The 19,254-nt window shown below is 74.7% G+C and carries 14 protein-coding genes and 1 pseudogene; 9 read left to right on the top strand and 6 right to left on the bottom strand.

Annotated features, from left to right (window positions below; genetic code table 11):
• Window positions 1-37 precede the first annotated feature (37 nt).
• Window positions 38-1,093 carry an NAD-dependent epimerase/dehydratase family protein gene (locus ACFY00_RS12235; RefSeq protein WP_388030187.1) on the bottom strand — a complete coding sequence of 352 codons (1,056 nt, stop codon included), beginning with the start codon at window positions 1,091-1,093 and terminating at the stop codon, window positions 38-40.
• A gap of 181 nt (window positions 1,094-1,274) precedes the next feature.
• On the opposite strand from ACFY00_RS12235, the gene ACFY00_RS12230 reads away from it, so the two are divergent.
• The 3 genes from ACFY00_RS12230 to ACFY00_RS12220 all read left to right on the top strand — a co-directional run bounded on the left by ACFY00_RS12230 (window position 1,275) and on the right by ACFY00_RS12220 (window position 4,643).
• Window positions 1,275-1,598: a putative quinol monooxygenase gene (locus tag ACFY00_RS12230; protein WP_388030185.1), complete on the top strand. Its 324-nt coding sequence runs from the start codon at window positions 1,275-1,277 to the stop codon at window positions 1,596-1,598.
• 126 nt (window positions 1,599-1,724) lie between these two features.
• Window positions 1,725-4,022 (top strand): molybdopterin-dependent oxidoreductase, encoded by a 2,298-nt coding sequence (locus tag ACFY00_RS12225; RefSeq protein ID WP_388030184.1) that lies wholly within the window; start codon window positions 1,725-1,727, stop codon window positions 4,020-4,022.
• Between the two features lie 69 nt (window positions 4,023-4,091).
• Complete coding sequence (locus ACFY00_RS12220; RefSeq protein ID WP_388030182.1) at window positions 4,092-4,643, top strand: EF-hand domain-containing protein; 552 nt, start codon at window positions 4,092-4,094, stop codon at window positions 4,641-4,643.
• Window positions 4,644-4,841: 198 nt separating this feature from the next.
• Here the strand turns inward: ACFY00_RS12220 and ACFY00_RS12215 are convergent, their stop codons facing one another.
• Both ACFY00_RS12215 and ACFY00_RS12210 read right to left on the bottom strand, forming a co-directional pair.
• Window positions 4,842-5,549 (bottom strand): response regulator, encoded by a 708-nt coding sequence (locus ACFY00_RS12215; RefSeq protein ID WP_388030179.1) that lies wholly within the window; start codon window positions 5,547-5,549, stop codon window positions 4,842-4,844.
• Complete coding sequence (locus ACFY00_RS12210; protein WP_388030177.1) at window positions 5,546-6,802, bottom strand: sensor histidine kinase; 1,257 nt, start codon at window positions 6,800-6,802, stop codon at window positions 5,546-5,548. The genes ACFY00_RS12215 and ACFY00_RS12210 overlap by 4 nt, the downstream gene beginning before the upstream one ends.
• A gap of 148 nt (window positions 6,803-6,950) precedes the next feature.
• Between ACFY00_RS12210 and ACFY00_RS12205 the strand changes: the two genes are divergently transcribed.
• Together ACFY00_RS12205 and ACFY00_RS12200 are read left to right on the top strand one after the other, a co-directional pair.
• Window positions 6,951-7,718, top strand: coding sequence for an ABC transporter ATP-binding protein (locus ACFY00_RS12205; protein ID WP_388030176.1), 768 nt, complete (start codon window positions 6,951-6,953; stop codon window positions 7,716-7,718).
• Window positions 7,715-10,090 (top strand): ABC transporter permease, encoded by a 2,376-nt coding sequence (locus ACFY00_RS12200; RefSeq protein WP_388030173.1) that lies wholly within the window; start codon window positions 7,715-7,717, stop codon window positions 10,088-10,090. The genes ACFY00_RS12205 and ACFY00_RS12200 overlap by 4 nt, the downstream gene beginning before the upstream one ends.
• A 16-nt stretch (window positions 10,091-10,106) precedes the next feature.
• Here the strand turns inward: ACFY00_RS12200 and dnaE are convergent, their stop codons facing one another.
• Complete coding sequence (dnaE, locus tag ACFY00_RS12195) at window positions 10,107-13,658, bottom strand: DNA polymerase III subunit alpha (RefSeq protein WP_388030171.1); 3,552 nt, start codon at window positions 13,656-13,658, stop codon at window positions 10,107-10,109.
• A gap of 361 nt (window positions 13,659-14,019) precedes the next feature.
• On the opposite strand from dnaE, the gene ACFY00_RS12190 reads away from it, so the two are divergent.
• The gene (locus tag ACFY00_RS12190) at window positions 14,020-14,676 is read left to right on the top strand and encodes a DUF4232 domain-containing protein (protein WP_388030169.1); all 657 of its coding nucleotides are present in this window, start codon (window positions 14,020-14,022) and stop codon (window positions 14,674-14,676) included.
• Window positions 14,677-14,854: 178 nt separating this feature from the next.
• Here ACFY00_RS12190 and ACFY00_RS12185 read toward each other — a convergent pair whose 3' ends face one another.
• Window positions 14,855-16,006: a PP2C family protein-serine/threonine phosphatase gene (locus tag ACFY00_RS12185; protein WP_388030167.1), complete on the bottom strand. Its 1,152-nt coding sequence runs from the start codon at window positions 16,004-16,006 to the stop codon at window positions 14,855-14,857.
• Between the two features lie 91 nt (window positions 16,007-16,097).
• Window positions 16,098-16,451 (bottom strand): hypothetical protein, encoded by a 354-nt coding sequence (locus ACFY00_RS12180; protein ID WP_388030165.1) that lies wholly within the window; start codon window positions 16,449-16,451, stop codon window positions 16,098-16,100.
• Between the two features lie 224 nt (window positions 16,452-16,675).
• On the opposite strand from ACFY00_RS12180, the gene ACFY00_RS12175 reads away from it, so the two are divergent.
• The 3 genes and pseudogenes from ACFY00_RS12175 to ACFY00_RS12165 all read left to right on the top strand — a co-directional run.
• Window positions 16,676-17,284: a TetR/AcrR family transcriptional regulator gene (locus tag ACFY00_RS12175; RefSeq protein WP_388030164.1), complete on the top strand. Its 609-nt coding sequence runs from the start codon at window positions 16,676-16,678 to the stop codon at window positions 17,282-17,284.
• 35 nt (window positions 17,285-17,319) lie between these two features.
• Window positions 17,320-18,966, top strand: a complete 1,647-nt coding sequence (locus ACFY00_RS12170; protein ID WP_388030162.1) for an acyl-CoA dehydrogenase family protein — start codon at window positions 17,320-17,322, stop codon at window positions 18,964-18,966.
• A gap of 72 nt (window positions 18,967-19,038) precedes the next feature.
• Window positions 19,039-19,173, top strand: a pseudogene (locus ACFY00_RS12165) (ArsR family transcriptional regulator); the annotation flags it as partial.
• Between the last annotated feature and the right edge of the window lie 81 nt (window positions 19,174-19,254).

The raw sequence follows: 19,254 nt of genomic DNA, 5'->3' as shown, positions 1-19,254 counted from the left end.
CGTCGGTTGCGGGCGGGTCCGTTCCGGGCGGTGGCCGTCAGGTGCGCTGCGGGGCGAGGGCGAACTCGGCCATCCCGATGTCGAACGCGACCCGGGGCCGCCAGCCCAGTTCCGCGCGCAGCCGGCTCGAATCGGCGGTCACGTGGCGGACGTCGCCGAGCCGGTACTCGCCCGTCACCACCGGGGCCGGGCCGCCGTGCGCCGTCGCCAGGGCCTGCGCCAGGTCGCCCACCGTGCGGACCTCCCCGCTGCCCACGTTGTAGGCCCGGGCGCTGCCCGCCGGACGGTCGGGGAGGGCCGCCAGGGCCGTCGCGTTGGCGGTGGCCACGTCCGTGACGTGCACGAAGTCGCGGCGCTGGCCGCCGTCCTCGAACACCAGCGGGGCCTGGCCGCGGGCCAGCGCCGAACGGAACAGCGAGGCCACCCCCGCGTACGGGGTGTCCCGGGGCATGCCCGGCCCGTACACGTTGTGGTAACGGAGCGTCAGGACCCGTCCCCCGCAGGCCCGGGCCCAGGCGGACGCCAGGTGTTCCTGGGCGAGCTTGGTGGCCGCGTACACGTTGCGCGGGTCGGCCGGGGCGTCCTCCGCGACGAGCCCGGGCAGCAGGGGTTCGCCGCACCGCGGGCAGGGCGGCTCGAAGCGCCCCGCGTCGAGGTCCGCGGCCCGCCGCGGGCCGGGGGCCACCGGGCCGTGCGCCCCGCAGCGGTAGGCGCCCTCGCCGTAGACCACCATCGACCCGGCCAGCACCAGCTGCCGCACTCCGCGCCGGGCCATCGCCGACAGCAGCACCGCCGTGCCCAGGTCGTTGCACCCGGCGTACGCGGGGGCGTCGTCCAGGTCGACGCCCAGGCCGACCATCGCCGCCTGGTGGCAGACCGCCGACACCCCGTCCAGGGCGTCCTCCACCGCGGCCGCGTCCCGCACGTCGGCGTGCCGGAACTCCGCGCCCGCCGGGACGGCCGACGGCAGCCCCGACGGGTGCACCGCCGGGAGCAGCGCGTCCAGCACCCGCACCTCGTGGCCGCCCGCGAGCAGCTCTCGCACCACCGCGGAGCCGATGAAACCGGCCCCGCCCGTCACCAGGATCCTCATACCGGCCGACGCTACCCACGTCCGGCCCGGAAACCGCGCAGCCGGTCGGCGGCGTCACCGACCGGTAAGGAACCGGCGGGGCCGCGGCGCCGGGGCGGACACCAACCCGTCCATCGGGCAGTCCAGTGGGATGTCCGGTCGGTAGCTTGGGTGCGAACGGCACCGGCGAAGGGGTGAACGCATGTCCAGCACGACCAGGTTCAGCGTCTACGGACGGATGACCGCCCTGCCCGGGCGGCGCGAGGAGTTGATCGCCCTGCTCCACGAGGGGTTCCGGGCCGGCGGCGACGACGGCGGACTGCTGACCTACACCATCAACACCGTCCCCGAGGACCCGGACACCGTCTGGCTGACCCAGCTGTGGACCGACCGGGAGTCGCACGACACCACCACCCGCTCCGCCGCGGTCGCCGCGGTGACGCGCCGTCTCCCGCCGCTCCTGGCCGCCCCGCCCGAGGGCTCCTACGGCCACGCCGTCCACGTGCACGGCCCGACGGCCGCCTGACGGCCGCCTGACGGGCGCCCGCCCCGCATGCGGGGGCGGCGGCGTGGGGAGACTCCCACCCGGCGGCAGGTCGGGTCCGGGCGGGAGCCCGTACGGGGACGGAGTTGACGCACGGTGGAACGACGCATGTCGGTCGCGACGCACTGGGGCAGTTTCACCGCGGTGGTCGACTCCGGCCGCCTGGTGCGGATCGAACCGCGGGAGGACGACCCCGCGCCGTCACCGATCGGCCCCGGCATGGTGCGGGCGGCCGAGGACGGCGCCCGGGTGCTGCGTCCCGCCGTGCGCAAGGGGTGGCTGGACGGGCTGCCGCGGGCGGGCCGCACGGCCCGGGGGACGGACGCCTTCGTGGAGGTGAGCTGGGACGACGCGCTCACGCTGGTGAGCGCGGAACTGCAGCGGGTGCGGGCGCAGCACGGGGACGCCGCGGTGTTCGGCGGCTCCTACGGCTGGGCGAGCGCGGGCGCCCTGCACGGCGCGCAGGCGCAGCTCCAGCGCTTCCTGGCGCTGGGCGGCGGCTACACCGACTCCCGCAACACGTACAGCACCGCCGCCCTGGAGGTGATCCTGCCGCACGTGATCGGCGGGCACCCGTGGAGCTACCAGTCCCGGATGCCGATGTGGGACGAGATCGCCGAGCACTGCGAACTCGTGGTGGCGTTCGGCGGGTTGGCCCTGAAGAACAGCCAGGTCAACCCCGGCGGCCTGGCCCGGCACCGCACCCGCGACCTGCAGCGCCGGTGCCGCGAGGCCGGGGTGCGGTTCGTGAACGTCAGCCCGATCCGCAGCGACACCGCCGACTTCCTGGACGCCGAGTGGCTGCCCGTCGTCCCCAACACCGACACCGCCGCGATGCTCGGCCTCGCGCACACCATGCTGGTCAACGGCTGGCACGACGAGGACTTCCTGCGCCGGTGCTGCACCGGCTTCGACCGCTTCGCCGACTACCTGCTCGGCGAGGTCGACGGCGTCCCCAAGGACGCCGTCTGGGCCGCCGGGATCACCGGCATCGACCGCGGGACGCTCACCGACCTCGCCCGCCGCCTCACCGCGCAGCGCTCCCTCGTCACGGTCAACTACGCGGTGCAGCGGGCGGACCACGGCGAACAGCCGATCTGGACGTCCGTCGTGCTGGCCGCGATGGCGGGCTCGATGGGGCGGCCGGGCGGCGGCTGGGGCGCGGGCTACGCGACGATGGACGCGACCGGCGTCGCCCCGGGCCGCCCCCCGGTGGCCTCGTTCCCCGGCGTCCCCAACCCCGTCCCGGACTTCATCCCGGTGGCGCGGATCGCCGACACCCTGCTGCACCCGGGCCGGAGCATCGACTACGACGGGCGGCGCCTGACCCTGCCCGAACTCCGGCTGGTCTACTGGTGCGGCGGCAACCCGTTCCACCACCACCAGGACCTGCACCGGCTGGCCCGGGCCTGGCAGGCCCCCGACACGGTGGTGGTCCACGAGGCCTGGTGGAACACCACCGCCAAGTTCGCCGACATCGTGCTGCCCGTGGCCACCGGCCTGGAGCGCGACGACTTCACCGCCGGGTTCTGCGACCCGCACCTCACCGCGATGCCGAAGGTCCGCGAACCGGCCGGCGAGTCGCGCACCGACCACCGGATCTTCGCCGACCTGGCCGCCCGGCTCGGGTACGGGCCGGAGTTCACCGAGTCGCGCGCCGAGGCCGAGTGGCTCCGGCACCTCTACGAGCAGACCGCGGCCGCCCTCGGCGACGGCGCCGCGCTGCCCGGCTTCGACGAGTTCTGGCGCCGCTCCACCGTCGAACTGCCCGCGCTGACCGGGCCGTTCCCCGGCAGCTTCGCGGCGCTGCGCGCCGATCCGCGGCGCTTCCCGCTGCCGACGCCCTCGGGCCGGATCGAGGTCTTCTCCGCGGAGGTCGACTCGTTCGGCTACGACGACTGCGCCGGGCACCCCGCCTGGTACGAACCGGCCGAGTGGCTCGGCGGCGAGGCGGCGCGACGCTTCCCGCTGCACCTGGTCTCCAACCAGCCCGCCTCCCGGCTGCACAGCCAGTACGACAACGGCGGCCGCAGCCTGGAGTCGAAGGTCCGCGGCCGCGAACCCGTGACGCTCAACCCGGCGGACGCCGCGGCCCGCGGCATCGAGGACGGCGCGGTGGTGCGGGTCTTCAACGACCGCGGCAGCTGCCTCGCCGGGGCGGTCCTGTCGGCGGACGTCATGCCGGGCGTCGTCCAACTCTCCACCGGGGCCTGGTGGGACCCGGAGCGGCCGGGCGCGAGCGGCACCCTGGACCGGCACGGCAACCCGAACTCCCTCACCGCGGACCGGCCGTGCTCGCGCCTGTCCCAGGGGCCGAGCGCCCTCAGCGCGCTGGTCGAGGTCGAACTCCACGGCGATCCGCTGCCCGATGTGCTCGCCTTCGTCCCCCCGGAAATCGAACGCTGACCGACGGGTCGGCGCCCCTCCGCCCGGCCGGTTTGACCCGTTGTGACCGGGCGAGTACGTTCCGCAATCGTGACTGCACTTCGCGACCTCAAGTACGGCCAGTGGTTCAGGGGCGCCGACGTCGACAGCGACGGGTTCATCACCCGGCGGGACGTCCGGCTGATGAGCGAGCGCTACGTCGCCGCCCGCGGCGCCGCCCCGGACTCCGCGACCGCCCGCCTGCTCACCGAGCGGATGGACGGCTTCTGGGCGAACGTGATCGCCCCGATGGACCAGGACGGCGACGGGCGGGTCGACCTGCGGGAGATGACCGAGGGCTTCCGGCGCGTCCTGACCGACCCCGCCCTGTACCCGCAGCAGGTCGCGCCGGTCACCGAGTGCTTCTTCGACCTGGTCGACCTGGACGGGGACGGTCGGATCGACCGCTCCGAGTTCCAGCTGATGTTCGACGCGGTCGCGGGCGTCCCCGGCGAGGACTGCGCCGCGGTCTTCGCCGCCCTGGACCTGGACGGCTCCGGCGGCCTGGACCGCGCCGAGTTCCACCGGGCCGTCACCGAGTTCTTCTACGGCGACGACCCCGCCGCCCCCGCCAACCACCTGTTCGGCCGGATCGACGCCTGACGGGCGGTCGGGCGGTCGGGCCCCGGCGGGTGCCGGGGCCCGCTCCCCGCCGTCCCCGCGGTCAGCAGCCGCTGGCGGTGTCCCCGGTGTCGACGGTGCAGGTGTCGTTGCCGGGGGTGTCGCGATCGTGCAGCCGTGGCCGTTGTCGACGGGAGCGCGCAAGTTCCTTGGTGCGCAAGGGAACTGACGGGTCGTCGGTCAGTGGAGCTCTTCGACGGCGCGGCCCGGGGCGACCAGGCCGGTCTCGTAGGCGAGGACGACGGCCTGGACGCGGTCGCGCAGGGAGAGCTTGGCGAGGATGCGGGCGACGTGGGTCTTCACGGTGGCTTCGGAGAGGGTGAGGTGGGCGGCGAGTTCGGCGTTGCTCAGGCCGCGGGCCATCAGCTCGAGGACCTCCTGCTCGCGGGCGGTGAGGGTGCCCAGGGCGCGGTGGCGGGCGGCCCGTTCGGGGGCGGTGGAGCGGGCGGGGTCCTCGCGGCGGGCGAAGCGGGCGACCAGGCGGCGGGTGATCGCGGGGGCGAGGAGGGCGTCGCCGGACTGCACGGTGCGGACGGCGGAGACCAGGTGCTCGGGGGTGACGTCCTTGAGCAGGAAGCCGCTGGCCCCGGCGTCGAGGGCGGCGTAGACGTACTGGTCGAGGTCGAAGGTGGTGAGGACGACGATCCGGGGGAGGTGCTCGCCGCCCGCGGCGAGGATCCGGCGGGTGGCCTCCAGGCCGTCCATCTCGGGCATCCGGATGTCCATCAGGACGACGTCCGGCAGGGTGCGGCGGACGGCCTGGACGGCGGTGGTGCCGGTGTCGGCCTCGGCGGCGACCTCGATGCCGTCGGCGCTCAGGATCATCCGGAATCCGGCGCGCACGAGCGCCTGGTCATCGGCGATCACGACGCGCAGGGGGGTGCTCACGGGGTCTCCAGACTGTTCAGGGGGATCGTTGCCTTGACGCGGTAGCCACCGGTGGGCCGGGGCCCGGCGCGGAAGGTGCCGCCGTGGACCGCGACCCGCTCGCGCAGGCCGACCAGGCCCCGGCCGCCGCCGGTGGACGCGGCCCGGCCGGGGCGGCCCCCGGTGTGGGCGACGTCGACCAGCAACTCCCGCGGGCCGTAGTCGACGCGGATCTCGGCGCGGGCGCCGACGGCGTGCTTGAGCATGTTGGTCAGCGCCTCCTGGACCAGCCGGTACGCCGTCAACTCGACGCCGGGGGCCAGGGGTTGACGTTCGCCGGTGACGTGCAGGCCGACCTCGACGCCGCCCACCCGCATCCGGTCGACCAGGGCGGCCAGCCCGTCCAGGCCGGGCTGCGGGGCGAGCCCGGCCCGGCCGGCCGGGTCCTCGTCGGGGCTGTCCATGGTCAGCAGGCCCATGACGTTGCGCAGGTCGGTCATCGCCGCCCGGCCGCCCGCCTCGATGGCGACCAGCGCCTCCTTCGCGGCGGCCGGGTCCCGGTCCAGCACGACCCGGGCGGCACCGGCCTGGATCACCATCACGCTGACGTTGTGCGTCACCACGTCGTGCAACTCGCGGGCGATCCGGGCGCGTTCGTGCTCCACGGCCTGCCGCAGCGCCTCGATCCGGTCGAGTTCCATGGCCCGCAGCCGGGCCTCGCCCTGCTCGGTGCGGGCCGCCCACAGGCGGTGGCCCCAGGCCGCGGCCGCGACCGGGAAGAGCAGCAGGACACCCGTCAGCCAGTGCGGGAAGTGCGGCAGCTTCGCCCGGTCGAGCAGGGCGACCAGGACCGCGCAGGCGACCGGCACGGCGGCCAGTACGCCCCGCGGGTACGGGCTGTGCGCCAGGGCGCTGTACAGCATGACCACGGTGACCAGGGAGGTCACGAACAGCACGTCGGGCAACGCCCCCCGCGCCAACAGGACGACGCAGCACGCCAGATGGGCGGCCAGCGCACCCAGCGGGGCCCGCCGCCGCCAGGCCGCCGGCAGGGCCGCGCAGGCGGCCGGCAGCACGTCGCCGACCGAGGCGGACGGGACGTCGGGCGGGTCGAGCGCGTAGCGGAGCCCGACCAGGACGAGCGCGGCCGCGAGCGCGGCGTCCAGCAGTCGTCCGCGCCGGGGGAGCGGGACCGGCCGGGTCCGCCCGCCGTCGCCCGCCGCCCAGGCGCGCAGGCGGGCGACGGCGGACGGCGGGCCGTCCGTGGTGTTCAACCTGTACATCTCCCGACTACGTCCCGAGGATGACGGCGGCGGCCGTCCTCCCTGCGCCGTACCGCACCTGCCTCCCGCGGCCGACGTGGCCGACCGCCACCCGACCCTAGCGTGGCGGACGTCGGAAAGGGCCGCGAGGAGGAAACAGATGACGACCGAACCCGTGATCGAGATCAGTGGGGTGACGCGGACGTTCGTGGACGGTCCGGCCGCCCTGCGCGACGTCTCGCTGAGCGTGGACAAGGGGGAGGCACTGGCGATCCTCGGGCCCTCGGGCAGCGGGAAGTCGACCGTGCTCAACATGATCGCCGGGCTGGACCGGCCCGACTCGGGCACCGTCACGGTCGCCGGGGTCCGGGTGGACACCCTGAACGAGGCCGGGGCGGCGCGCCACCGGCGCACCAACATCGGCATGGTCTTCCAGTTCTTCCACCTCCTGGACGACCTGACGGTGCTCGACAACGTCGTGCTGCCCGCCGAGATGACGGGCACCCGGCGCGCCGAGGCCCGGCGGCGGGCGCTCGAACTGCTGGACACGCTGGGCATCGCCGAGCACGAGAAGGCCTACCCGGGCCGGCTGTCCGGCGGCGAGCGCCAGCGCGTCGCGGTGGCCCGGGCGCTGATGAACCGCCCCGCGCTGCTGCTGGCCGACGAGCCGACCGGCGCGCTGGACTCCGCCTCCGGCGAGGAGGTCAAGGCGCTGCTGCGGGACCTGCACGCGGACGGACAGACCCTGGTCGTCGTCACCCACGACCTGACGCTGGCCGAGAGCTGCGCGACCCGGACGGTGCGCATCGTGGACGGCCGGATCGCCTCCGACACCCGCCGCGGCGACGCCCTCCCGACCGCCCCCGCCCCGACCGCCCCCGCCACCTCCGCCCCGGCGGCCGCTCCCACGACGGCGGTGACCCGGTGAGCGCCCTCCGCACCGTGATGCGCGCGGGGGTGCGCCGCCGCCGCGTGCAGACCGTCGTCACCGGCCTGGCCGCGATGATGGCGGTGACCGCCTCGGTGCTCGGCGGCTCGCTGCTGGTGGCCTCCGACGCGCCGTTCGACCACGCCTTCGCCCGGCAGCACGGCCCGCACCTGACCGCGCGGTTCGACGCCGCGAAGGCCGACGCCGCGCAGGTCGGGGCGACCGCCCGCGCCACGGGCGTGACCGCCGCGGCCGGACCGTTCCGGACGGTCTCCACCGACCCGAGCGGCATCCCCGGGCTCGACCTGCCGGCCGGCGTGTCGCTGCCGCCGATGGCGCTGGTCGGCCGGGACGCCCGGGATGCCCAAAGCGGCCAGGTCGACCAGGTCGGCCTGACCCAGGGCCGCTGGGTCTCCGGCCCCGGCCAGATCGTCGTCTCGGCGGACTACCCGGGCCCGCGGCTGTCGGTCGGCGGGAAGATCGCCTTCCCGTCGGCGACCGGCGGCAGCACCGAGCTGGAGATCGTCGGCATCGCCCGCTCGGTCAGCCGCACCGCGGACGGCTGGATCGCCCCCGACCAGGTCGACGGCCTGGACGCGAAGGGCACCGGCGCGGGCTTCCAGATGCTCTACCGCTTCTCCGCGGCGGCCACCGACGCGCAGCTCGCCGCCGACCGCGCCGCCGTCGCCGGACAGCTGCCGGACGGGGCGCTGACCGGCGCCACCAGCTGGCTGAACGTCAAGAACGGCAACAGCAGGAGCACCGGCCTGTTCGTCCCCTTCCTGACCGCCTTCGGCCTGCTCGGCATCGCCATGTCGGTGCTGATCGTGGGCAACGTGGTGGCGGGCGCGGTCGGCTCCGGCACCCGCCGGATCGGCATCCTGAAGGCCGTCGGCTTCACCCCCGGCCAGGTGGTGCGCGCCTACACGGGCCAGGCGCTGGTCCCCGCCGCGGTCGGCACCGCGGTCGGCGCGGTGGCCGGGAACCTGGCGGCCGGGGCGGTGCTCTCCGCCACCGAGCAGGTCTACGGCACCGACTCGCTGACGGTGGCGCCCCGGGTCGACGCGGCGGTGATCCTCGGCACCCTCGCGCTGGTCGCGCTGACCGCCCTGGTCTCCGCGCTGCGCGCGGGCCGCCTGCGGACCGTCGACGCGCTCGCCGTCGGCCGCACCCCGCGCTTCGGCCGCGGCCGGCGGGCCGCCCGGATCGCCCGGGCGCTGCCGCTGCCCCGGGCCGTGACGATGGGTCTGGCGCGGCCGTTCGCCCGCCCGGCCCGGGCCTTCGCCATGGTCGTCGCCGTCCTGTTCGGCGCCACCGCCGTCACCTTCGCCTTCGGCCTGGCCGCCTCGCTGCAGCGGATCCAGGACTCCAAGCGGAGCGTCGCCGACGTGACGGTGCTGGCCGTCCCGCCGCCGATGCCGGGCGCCCCCGCCGGCGGCAACCCGCACCCCGACACCGCCGCGATGGCCAGGGCGATCGAGCAGCAGCCCGGCACCCGGCAGTACTACGGCGCCGCGCAGACCGAGATCACCGCGGCCGGCTCGACCGGCGCCGTCACGGTCACCGCCTACCTCGGCGACTCCTCCTGGGCCGCCCGCCAGCTGGTCGCGGGCACCTGGCTCCACGGCCCCGGCGAGGCCGTCGCCCCCACGCCCTTCCTGACCGCCACCGGCGCCGAGGTCGGCGACACCGTGATGATCACCGACCACGGCACCACCCTGCCGGTGCGGATCACCGGCGAGGCGTTCGTCGCCGACAGCCAGGACATGCGGCTGTTCACCGACGCCGGGACGCTCGCCGCGGCCGAACCCGGCCTGCGCGCCGCCTACTTCCACATCAGGCTCAAGCCCGGCACCGGGACCCAGTCCTACACCGACGGCCTGAACGCCGCCCTGCGGTCCACCGGCGCGGTCGCCCGCGCGGGCGACGACAGCGGCGCCGGCCAGCTGGTCGTCCTGCTGGACGCGCTCACCGGCCTGCTCACCCTGATGCTGGTGGTGGTCGCGGGCCTGGGCGTCCTCAACACCGTCGTCCTCGACACCCGGGAGCGGATCCACGACCTCGGCGTGGTCAAGGCGCTCGGCATGACGCCCCGCCAGACCGTCGCCATGGTGGTCTCCTCGGTGGTGCTGATCGGCCTGGTCGGCGGCGCGGTCGGCGTCCCGCTCGGCGTGCTGCTGCAGCGGATCGTCGTCCCCGCGATGGGCGACAGCGCGGGTGTCCGGCTGCCGGACGCGGTCGTGGACGTCTACCACGCCCTGCCGCTGACCCTGCTGGGCCTGGGCGGCGTGGCGATCGCGGTGCTCGGCGCGACGGCCCCGGCCGCCTGGGCGGCCCGGACCCGCACCGCGGTAGCGCTGCGCACCGAGTAGCGCGGCGACGGTGGCGCTACACGGTGCCCTGCCAGCAGTGCGGGCCGAGGAAGGTCTTGATGTCGGAGGCGAGGCCGTTGTCGGGGTTCACGGTGAAGCCGAGTTCGTAGAGGGTGCTCTTGTCCCAGCCGGTGGTGAGCAGGCGGATGGGGACGTCGCCGGGGTGGGCGAGGAGGGCGGTCCTGAGTTCGGCGACGACATCGGGGGTGAGGCGGCCGACGGGGGCGGTGATCTGGACGGGGGGCTTGGTGCCGAGTTCGGCGGAGGACATGTCCAGGGTGGTGATCTCCTGGCCGAAGATGCTCAGCGAGCCGTCGCGCTCGTTGAGGCGGCCGCGGACGGAGATCACGTTGTCCTCGACCATCTGGGCGGACATCAGCTGGTAGGCGGCGGGGAAGAACAGCACCTCGATCGAGCCGTCGCGGTCGGACAGGGTGATGATCGCCCAGGCGTTGCCGGCCTTGTTGATGCGCCGGTCGACGCCGGTGATCAGGCCGGAGAGCCGGACCTCGCCCTCGGTGCGGCCGGAGTTCAGCAGGTCGACCAGGGAGACGTCGCGGTTCTTGGAGAGGATGTGCTCGGCGCCGTCCAGCGGGTGGCTGGAGACGTACAGGCCGAGCATCTCCCTTTCCAGGCCGAGGAGTTGCTTGCGCGGCCACTCGCGGTCGGTGAGCTGGAAGTCCAGGCCGATGCCGGGGGTGTCGTCGCCGCCGAGCATCGCGAACAGGTCGTCCTGGCCGATCGCCTGCTGCTTCTTGAGGCCGGTGACGGCGTCGATCGCGCTCTCGTGGACGGTGCTGAGCGACAGCCGGGTGTGGCCGAGCGAGTCGAAGGCGCCGGCCTTGACCAGCGAGTCGACGGTGCGCTTGTTGCAGACCACCAGCTCGACCTTGTCGAGGAAGTCGGCGAAGGAGGTGTACTTGCCCTTGGCCTCCCGGGTGGCGACCAGCGACTCGATCACCGGGACGCCGACGTTGCGCACCGCCTTGAGGCCGAAGCGGACGTCGCTGCCGACGGCGGTGAAGTCGACGACCGACTCGTTGACGTCCGGGGAGAGGATCCGGATGCCCATCGCCCGGCACTCGGCCAGGTAGACGGCCATCTTGTCCTTGTCGTCGGCGACCGAGGTGAGCAGCGCCGCCATGTACTCGGCGGGGTAGTTCGCCTTCAGGTAGGCGGTCTGGTACGAGACCAGGCCGTACGCGGCCGAGTGCGACTTGTTGAAGGCGTAGCCGGCGAACGGCACCAGCACGTCCCAGACGGCCTGGATCGCCTCGTCCGAGTAGCCGCGCTCCTTGCAGCCCGCGTGGAAGGGCACGAACTCCTTCTCCAGCACCTCCTTCTTCTTCTTGCCCATCGCGCGGCGCAGCAGGTCGGCCTGGCCGAGCGAGTACCCGGCCAGCACCTGGGCGGCGCGCTGCACCTGCTCCTGGTAGACGATCAGGCCGTAGGTGGGGCCGAGGACCTCCTTGAGGGGCTCCTCCAGCTCGGGGTGGATCGGGATGATCTCCTGCTGGCCGTTCTTGCGCAGCGCGTAGTTGGTGTGCGAGTTCATGCCCATCGGGCCGGGCCGGTACAGCGCGGAGACGGCGGAGATGTCGGCGAACTCGGTGGGCTTCATCAGGCGCAGCAGGGCGCGCATCGGGCCGCCGTCGAGCTGGAAGACGCCGAGGGTGTCGCCGCGGGCGAGCAGCTGGTAGGTGGTGGGGTCGTCGATCGGGATCTTGTCGATGTCGACGTCGACGCCCCGGTTGGCCTTCACGATCTTGATGCAGTGGTCGATGATGCCCAGGTTCCGCAGACCCAGGAAGTCCATCTTGATCAGGCCCATGGCTTCGCACGACGGGTAGTCGAAGCCGGTGATGATGGTGCCGTCCTTGTCCCGCATGTGCAGCGGGATCAGGTCGAGCAGCGGCGTCGAGGAGAGGATCACCGCGGCCGCGTGCACGCCGGTGCCGCGGATCAGGCCCTCGATGCCGAGGCCGGTGTCGATGATCTTCTTGACGTCCGGCTCGTTCTCGTACAGCGAGCGGATCTCGGTGCCCTCGTTGTACCGCGGGTGCTTCTCGTTGAAGAGGTCCGCCAGCGGGACGCCCTTGCCCATCACGTCCGGCGGCATCGCCTTGGTGATCCGGTCGCCCATCGAGAACGGGTAACCGAGGATCCGGTTGGCGTCCTTCACGGCCGCCTTGGCCTTGATGGTGCCGAAGGTGTTGACCTGCGCGGTGTACGCGGAGCCGTACTTCTCGGTGACGTATCGCACCATCTGGTCGCGCTGGCGGTCGTCGAAGTCGATGTCGACGTCCGGCGGGTTGATGCGCTCCGGGTTGAGGAAGCGCTCGAACAGCAGGTCGTGCTCCAGCGGGTCGAGCTGGGTGATGCCGGTCAGGTAGGCGACCATCGAACCGGCCGCCGAGCCGCGGCCCGGGCCGACCGGGATGCCGTTGTCGCGCCCGTACTGGCAGATGTCGGCGACCACGAGGAAGTACGCGTCGAACCCCATCGGGGTGATCACGCCCATCTCCAGCTCGACCCGGTCCAGCACCTCCTGGCTCGGGCTGTCGCCGTAGCGGTGCTGCAGGCCCGCGGCGATCTTCTTGCGCAGGAAGGACGCCTGGGTCTCGCCCTCGGGCACGTCGAACTGCGGCATCCGGTCGACGTAGGTGAAGACCTCCTCGTACGACTCGATCCGCTCGGCGATGGCGAGGGTGTTGTCGCACGCCTCGGGGAGCTCGCGGAACAGCTCGCGCATCTCCTCGGCGGTCTTCACGTAGTAGCCCGAGCCGTTGAACTTGAACCGGTTCGGGTCGTCCTTGTTCTTGCCCACGCCGACGCACAGCAGGCTGTCGTGCGCGTCCGCCTGGTCGGCCGTCACGTAGTGCGAGTCGTTGGTGGCCAGCAGCGGGATGTTCAACTGCTTGGCCAGGCGCAGCAGATCGGCCCGGACGTCCTGCTCGATGGACAGGCCGTGGTCCATCAGCTCCAGGAAGTAGTTCTCCTTCCCGAAGATGTCCTGGTACGCGGCGGCCGCCTTCACCGCCTCCTCGTACTGGCCCAGCCGCAGCCGGGTCTGCACCTCGCCGGACGGGCAGCCGGTGGTCGCGATGATGCCGCCCGCGTTGGCGGCGATCAGCTCCCGGTCCATCCGGGGCTTCATGTAGTAGCCCTCCATCGACGCCAGCGAGGAGAGCTTGAACAGGTTGCGCAGCCCGGTCGCGTTCTGCGCCCACATCGTCATGTGGGTGTAGCGGCCGCCGCCGGAGACGTCCTTGCCGCCCTCGCCGTCCGCGCCGGTCGGCCGCTGGCCGCCCGGCGACCAGAACACCTGCTTCTTCTCGAACCGCGACCCCGGCGCGACGTACGCCTCGATGCCGATGATCGGCTTCACCGCGGTCTTCGCGGCCGCGTGGAAGAACTCGTACGCGCCGAACATGTTGCCGTGGTCGCTCATCGCGATGGCGGGCATGCCCTGTCTCTCCGCCTCGGCGAACAGCTTCCCGTTCTTCGCGGCGCCGTCCAGCATCGAGTACTCGGTGTGGACGTGCAGGTGGGCGAAGCTGTCGGACACGGCGGGTGCGCTCCTCGCGGCGGGACGGACGGAAGACCCCACCCTAGTGCCGCGTCGGCGCGGCGGGGACGCGGAACGGGGGAGGTCGCGGTCAATGGCGTCCGCGTCACAGGTCCGTCCCGGCGGACGGCGCGGGCGGCGGCGGGCTGCGGCGGCGCGCGCCGGGGGTGCGGAGCGGCGTTCGCGCCGGTCGGCGGCGGGGTGCGGCCCGGCCGGGGGCGGGGCGGGCGGCCGGGTCTGTCACAGCCCTGTCCTGGGGCGGGTCGCGGCGCAACGGTTCGGCCCGGCCGGCGGTCCTGGACTTCGTGGACCCGCTCGCACCGAGCGGCCGGCACCGCCGCCCCATCCGGAGGAGAACCCCATGCGCGCCCGCACCCTCGCCCTCACCACCCTGGCCGTCGCGGCCGCCCTCTCGCTCACCGCCTGCCAGGACGACGGCACGGACACCGCCCAGGGCGCCCCGAGCACCGCGGCCACCGCCCCGAAGAGCGCCGCCGCCCCGAGCAAGGCGGCCCCGGCCGCCACGCCCCCGAGCACCGCCGCCCCGGCCGCGAGCACCGGCGGGAGCGGGAGCGGCGCCGGGGCCGGGGCCGGGAAGGCCGCCAAGTGCCGCACCGCCGACCTGACCATCACCGCCGTGGACGCCACCGTCACCGGCGACGGCGAGAACACCGTCGCGGTCGAACTGAAGAACCACAGCGGCAAGGACTGCACGATCGCCGGGTACGCGGGCGTCGACCTGCAGACCTCGGCGGGCGCGCTGTCCGCGCAGCGCTCCGGCGAACCGGTCGTCGCGGCCGTCCTGGAGAACGGCAGGTCCACGTACTTCGGCATCAGCTACCCGGCCAACACCTCGGGCGGCTCCGGCGTCCGGATCACCGGCCTGGTGGTGACCCCGCCGGACGAGACGCACTCCGTCACCCTCGCCTGGCCGGGCGCCGGTTCGCTGCCCGTCACGGACGGCAGCGGCTCGTCGGTGAAGATCGGCCCGGTGGGCAGCGCCGGCCAGGGCGGGTGACGCCCGGCCGTCAGGACACGCTCCCGGGGCCCGCCGTGGACAGGATCGCGGCGGGCTTCCGGTCCGGGTGGACCGCGGCGCGGAAGGGGAGCCCGTTCGACACCGCGAGGTGCGCCGTCGTCCGGGCCCGGACCGTGCTGGGCGGGCGCCGGTCCCTCCCGTCCCGCCCGTCCGGCCCTCAGTCGACGGGGGGAGGCAGGTGCCAGGCCAGGGCGAGCAGGGCCGCGTCGTCCTCGGTGCCGCCCGCGAACGCGTGGGCGTCCCGCTGCAGCCGGTCGACCAGTTCCTGCGGCGGCAGGCCCGCGCAGGCGGCCAGCCGGGCGGGCAGCGGGTAGAATGCGCCGCCGCGGTCGCGGGCCTCGGTGAGGCCGTCGGTGTACAGCAGCAGGGTGTCGCCCGGCGCCAGGTGCGTGACGGGCGCCTCCTCGGGGGCCTCCGCGGGCAGCCCCGTCGGCGCCTCCCCGTCGCGCAGCCCCAGCGGCAGACCCGGCCGCACCGGCAGCTCGCGGACGGCCGCGCCGTGCAGCAGCAGCGGCGCCGGGTGCCCGCAGGACAGCCCGCGGACGGTGCCGTCGGGGGCGGCCTCCAGCAGGAACGCCGTGACGAAGGACTCCGGGTCGGTCAGGTAGCGGCGCAGGCTGGTGTCCAGCCGCCCGGCGAGGGCGGCCAGCGAGGGGGCGTCCAGGACGGCCTCGTGGAAGGCGCCCAGCACCACCGCGGCGGTCGCCACCGCGTCCAGGCCCTTCCCGCGCACGTCGCCGATCAGCGTGCGCAGCCCGGGCGGGGTGTCCGCCACCGCGTACAGGTCCCCGCCGATCCGGGCGTCCCGGGCCGCCGCCCGGTACGCCGCGGCGATCGCGTACGGCCCGACCGCGGCGGGCACCGGCCGCAGCACCGCCCGCTGCGCCGTCTCGGCGACCGTCGCGATGCTCACCAGGCGCGCCGCCGCCCGCTCCCGGTGGCGCACCACGAAACAGCCGAGCACCGCGATGCCGAGGATCACCGCGGTGGTCCCCGCCGCCGCCCCGGCGCGGCCCGGCTCGGTGGCGGTGAACACCCAGCGGGTGCCCACCGCGACGGCCGCCGCCCCGACGATCACGGGTGGCCCGAACGCCAGCGCGACCACCGCGGGCACGGCCACCAGCACGGACGGCAGGTGCCAGGTGGCCGTCCCGTACTGCAGGCCCACGACGAGCCCGTACAGCAGCGCCGCGCCCGCCAGCGCCACCGCGCGCGTCAGCGGCGTCGCACCCCCGTCGCCCTCCCCGGGAAGGCCGTCGACGGGGGCGCCCCCTGCTTCTCCTGCGGCCCTGCCGCCACGAGCGGACACGCCCGACAGTCCATCAGGGAACGCCCTCGGCGGGCCGCTCCGACACGGAGTCGGCCCCGCAACGGTGCCCGCGGTCCCAGGAGCGCCGGCCTCAGGACCGCCGCATCCGCCGGACCAGCAGCCACACCACTACCGCCACGACCACCACGACCAGCAGCGACACCAGCAGGAACCCGATCAGGGCGCCCTTGGACTTCTTCTTCTTTTTCTTCTTCGTCGAGCTCTTCGCCAACGGCACGGCCTCCCGCACCCGCTGCCCGTCCGCCGCCCGGGCCGCGCCGCCGACCGTCCCCGCCACCTCCCCCTGCGGCCCGCCCGCCACCACCTGGGCCGAAGCCGCCCCCACCGCCCGGGGCACCGCCGCCTCCGCCGTCCCCGAGGCCGCCACACCCCCGCCCCCCACCAGCACCAGCGCCAACAGCACGCCCGCCAGACGACTCCTCATCAGCCCCGAACCCCATTCCCGCCAGGCCCCCGCGGCCCTGCGACCGGCCCACTGTGACAGCCCCCGCGCCCCCCACGACAGGGGGCCGCGACGGCCCGTTCCCAGACTGTGACGGTGTAACGACCCCGGTGACCGTTCAGCCTCGGAGGGCGGAGAGGAAGGTGCCCGGGAGGTGGGTGGGGCGGGCCCTTGGCGGAAGCTGTGAATGATGGTTCACTTCTTTCATGGCCTACCGCAAGACCCCAGCCGAGATCCACCGGCTCACCGCCGCCAGGGAGCACCTGGTCGGCTGCGCCACCCAGGTCGTCGCCGAGGTCGGCTGGTCGCAGGCGTCCGTGACCGCCGTCGCCGACGCCGCCGGGATCGCCGCCGGATCGGTGTACCAGCACTTCCCGTCCAAGGCGGCGCTCGCCGTCGAGGTGTTCCGGCGCGCCGCCGGACGCGAGGTCGAGGTGCTCGGCGAGGTCCTGCACGGCCCCGGTGACCCGGTCGAACGGCTCGCCCGCGGCGTCGAGGTGTTCGCCCGCCGCGCCCTGGAGAACCGCGGCCTCGCCCACGCCCTGCTCGCCGCCCCCGCCGAACCCGCCGTCGGCGCCGAACGCCTCGCCTTCCGCCGCCGCTACCGCGCGCTGTTCGCCGAAGTGGTCCACGAGGGCGTCGCCACCGGCGCCCTGCCCGCCCAGAACGGCGAGATCACCGCCGCCGCGCTCACCGGCGCCATCGGCGAGGTGCTGGTCGACCCGCTCGGCGCCCCCGAGGACGCCGACACCGAGGCCCTGCTCGCCGACCTCACCGCCACCGCCCTGCGCTGCGCGGGCGCCCCCCGCCCCTGACACCCCCACCCCCGCCACCCCACCGGAGGCTCCCCGTGCCCGCCAGCCACCCCACCGCCGTCACCCACCAGGTCACCAACCAGGCACCGCCGCTGACCGGCCACGACGTCGCCCAGGACGCCGTCCTGCTGGAGGGCCTCGACCGCGAGGGCGCCGGCTGGCACCGCGAGGAACTGCACCGCCTCGGCCGCCTGGCCGGCAGCGAACAGGCCCAGCACTGGGCCGACCAGGCCAACCGCCACGAACCCGAACTGCGCACCCACGACCGCTACGGCCACCGCGTCGACGAGGTCGAGTTCCACCCCGCCTACCACCACCTGATGGACCTCTCGGTCGGCGCCGGCCTGGCCGGAGCCGCCTGGGCCGACCCCCGCCCCGGCGCCCACGTCGCCCGCGCCGCCGGCTTCATGGTCGCCACCACCCTCGAACCCGGCCACCTCTGCCCCGTCTCCATGACGTACGCCGTCGTCCCCGCGCTCCGCCACGCCCCCGAACTCGCCGCCGCCTACGAGCCGTTGCTCACCAGCCGGACGTACGACCCCGGCCTGCGCGCCCCCGCGGGCAAGCGCGGGCTGCTCGCCGGGATGGGGATGACCGAGAAGCAGGGCGGCAGCGACGTCCGCGCCAACACCACCACCGCCGCCCCGCAGCCCGACGGCAGTTGGCGGCTGCGCGGCCACAAGTGGTTCACCAGCGCGCCGATGAACGACCTGTTCCTGGTGCTCGCCCAGGCGCCCGGCGGCCTGTCCTGCTTCCTGGTGCCGCGGGTGCTGCCCGACGGCGAACGCAACACCTTCCGCATCCAGCGCCTCAAGGACAAGCTCGGCAACCGCGCCAACGCCAGCAGCGAACCCGAGTTCGACGACACCGTGGCCTGGCTGGTCGGCGCCGAGGGCAAGGGCGTGCGCACCATCATCGAGATGGTCACCATGACCCGGCTCGACTGCGTCCTCGGCTCCGCCGCGGGCACCCGCGCCGCCCTCGCCCAGGCCGCCCACCACGCCCGCCACCGGGCCGCCTTCGGCGCCCTCCTGATCGACCAGCCGCTGATGCGCAACGTCCTCGCCGACCTGTCGCTCGAATCCGAGGCCGCCACCACCCTCGGCCTGCGCCTGGCCGGGGCCGCCGACCGCGCCCAGCGCGGCGACGCCGCCGAACGCGCCTTCCTGCGGATCGCCACCGCCGTCGCCAAGTACTGGGTGTGCAAGCGCCAACCCGCCGCCGTCGCCGAAGCGCTGGAGTGCCTCGGCGGCAACGGCTACGACGAGGCCTCCGGCCTGCCCCGGCTCTACCGCGAGGCCCCGCTCAACAGCATCTGGGAGGGCTCCGGCAACGTCACCGCCCTCGACCTCCAGCGCGCCCTGGCCCGCGAACCCGAGACGCTCGACGCCTTCGCCGCCGAGATCGACCTCGCCACGGGCGCCGACCCCCGCCTCGACACCGCCTGGCGCGAGCTGCGCACCGAACTCCGCCCCACCGCGGACGCCCAACCCGGCGCCCGCCGGGTCATCGAACGCGCCGCGCTGGTGCTCCAGGCCGCCCTGCTGGTCCGGCACGCCCCCGCCGCCGTCGCCGACGCCTTCTGCGCCTCCCGGCTGGCCGGCGACCACGGCCTGGCCTTCGGCACCCTCGCCCCGGCCACCGACTTCACCGCCCTGCTCGACCGCCTCCCGGGGGCCTGAGGCCGGCCCCTCCCGGGCCGGGCCCCGGCTCGGGAGGCGGGCGGGCCGACGGAACGTCAGGACGGGGCGGCGGCGCTGCGCGAGGTCGGCGTCACCCGCCAGCGGCAGTACGGCCTCGACCGCCGGAGCCAGGTCCGGGTCGACGACCTGAACGCGCGCTTCCCCGGCCTGTTCGACTTCGTCGCCGCCCGGACCCCGCAGCCCTGAGCGCACGCGGGCGCGGGCCCGGCGAGGAGGTGTCCTACTCCTCGCCGGACCCGCGCCCGGTCGTGCGGTGCTGCGGTCGTG

Origin of the sequence: Kitasatospora sp. NPDC001540, assembly GCF_042894345.1 — a bacterium.
Lineage (GTDB): Bacteria > Actinomycetota > Actinomycetes > Streptomycetales > Streptomycetaceae > Kitasatospora > Kitasatospora phosalacinea_C.
This window is presented reverse-complemented; position numbering and strand designations above follow the sequence as displayed.

Bases quoted from the DNA above. Each gene is read 5' to 3' on its own strand.
- ACFY00_RS12235 (WP_388030187.1), bottom strand. From the start codon at position 1,093: ATGAGGATCCTGGTGACGGGCGGGGCCGGTTTCATCGGCTCCGCGGTG.
- ACFY00_RS12230 (WP_388030185.1), top strand. From the start codon at position 1,275: ATGTCCAGCACGACCAGGTTCAGCGTCTACGGACGGATGACCGCCCTG.
- ACFY00_RS12225 (WP_388030184.1), top strand. From the start codon at position 1,725: ATGTCGGTCGCGACGCACTGGGGCAGTTTCACCGCGGTGGTCGACTCC.
- ACFY00_RS12205 (WP_388030176.1), top strand. From the start codon at position 6,951: ATGACGACCGAACCCGTGATCGAGATCAGTGGGGTGACGCGGACGTTC.
- ACFY00_RS12190 (WP_388030169.1), top strand. From the start codon at position 14,020: ATGCGCGCCCGCACCCTCGCCCTCACCACCCTGGCCGTCGCGGCCGCC.
- ACFY00_RS12180 (WP_388030165.1), bottom strand. From the start codon at position 16,451: ATGAGGAGTCGTCTGGCGGGCGTGCTGTTGGCGCTGGTGCTGGTGGGG.
- ACFY00_RS12175 (WP_388030164.1), top strand. From the start codon at position 16,676: ATGGCCTACCGCAAGACCCCAGCCGAGATCCACCGGCTCACCGCCGCC.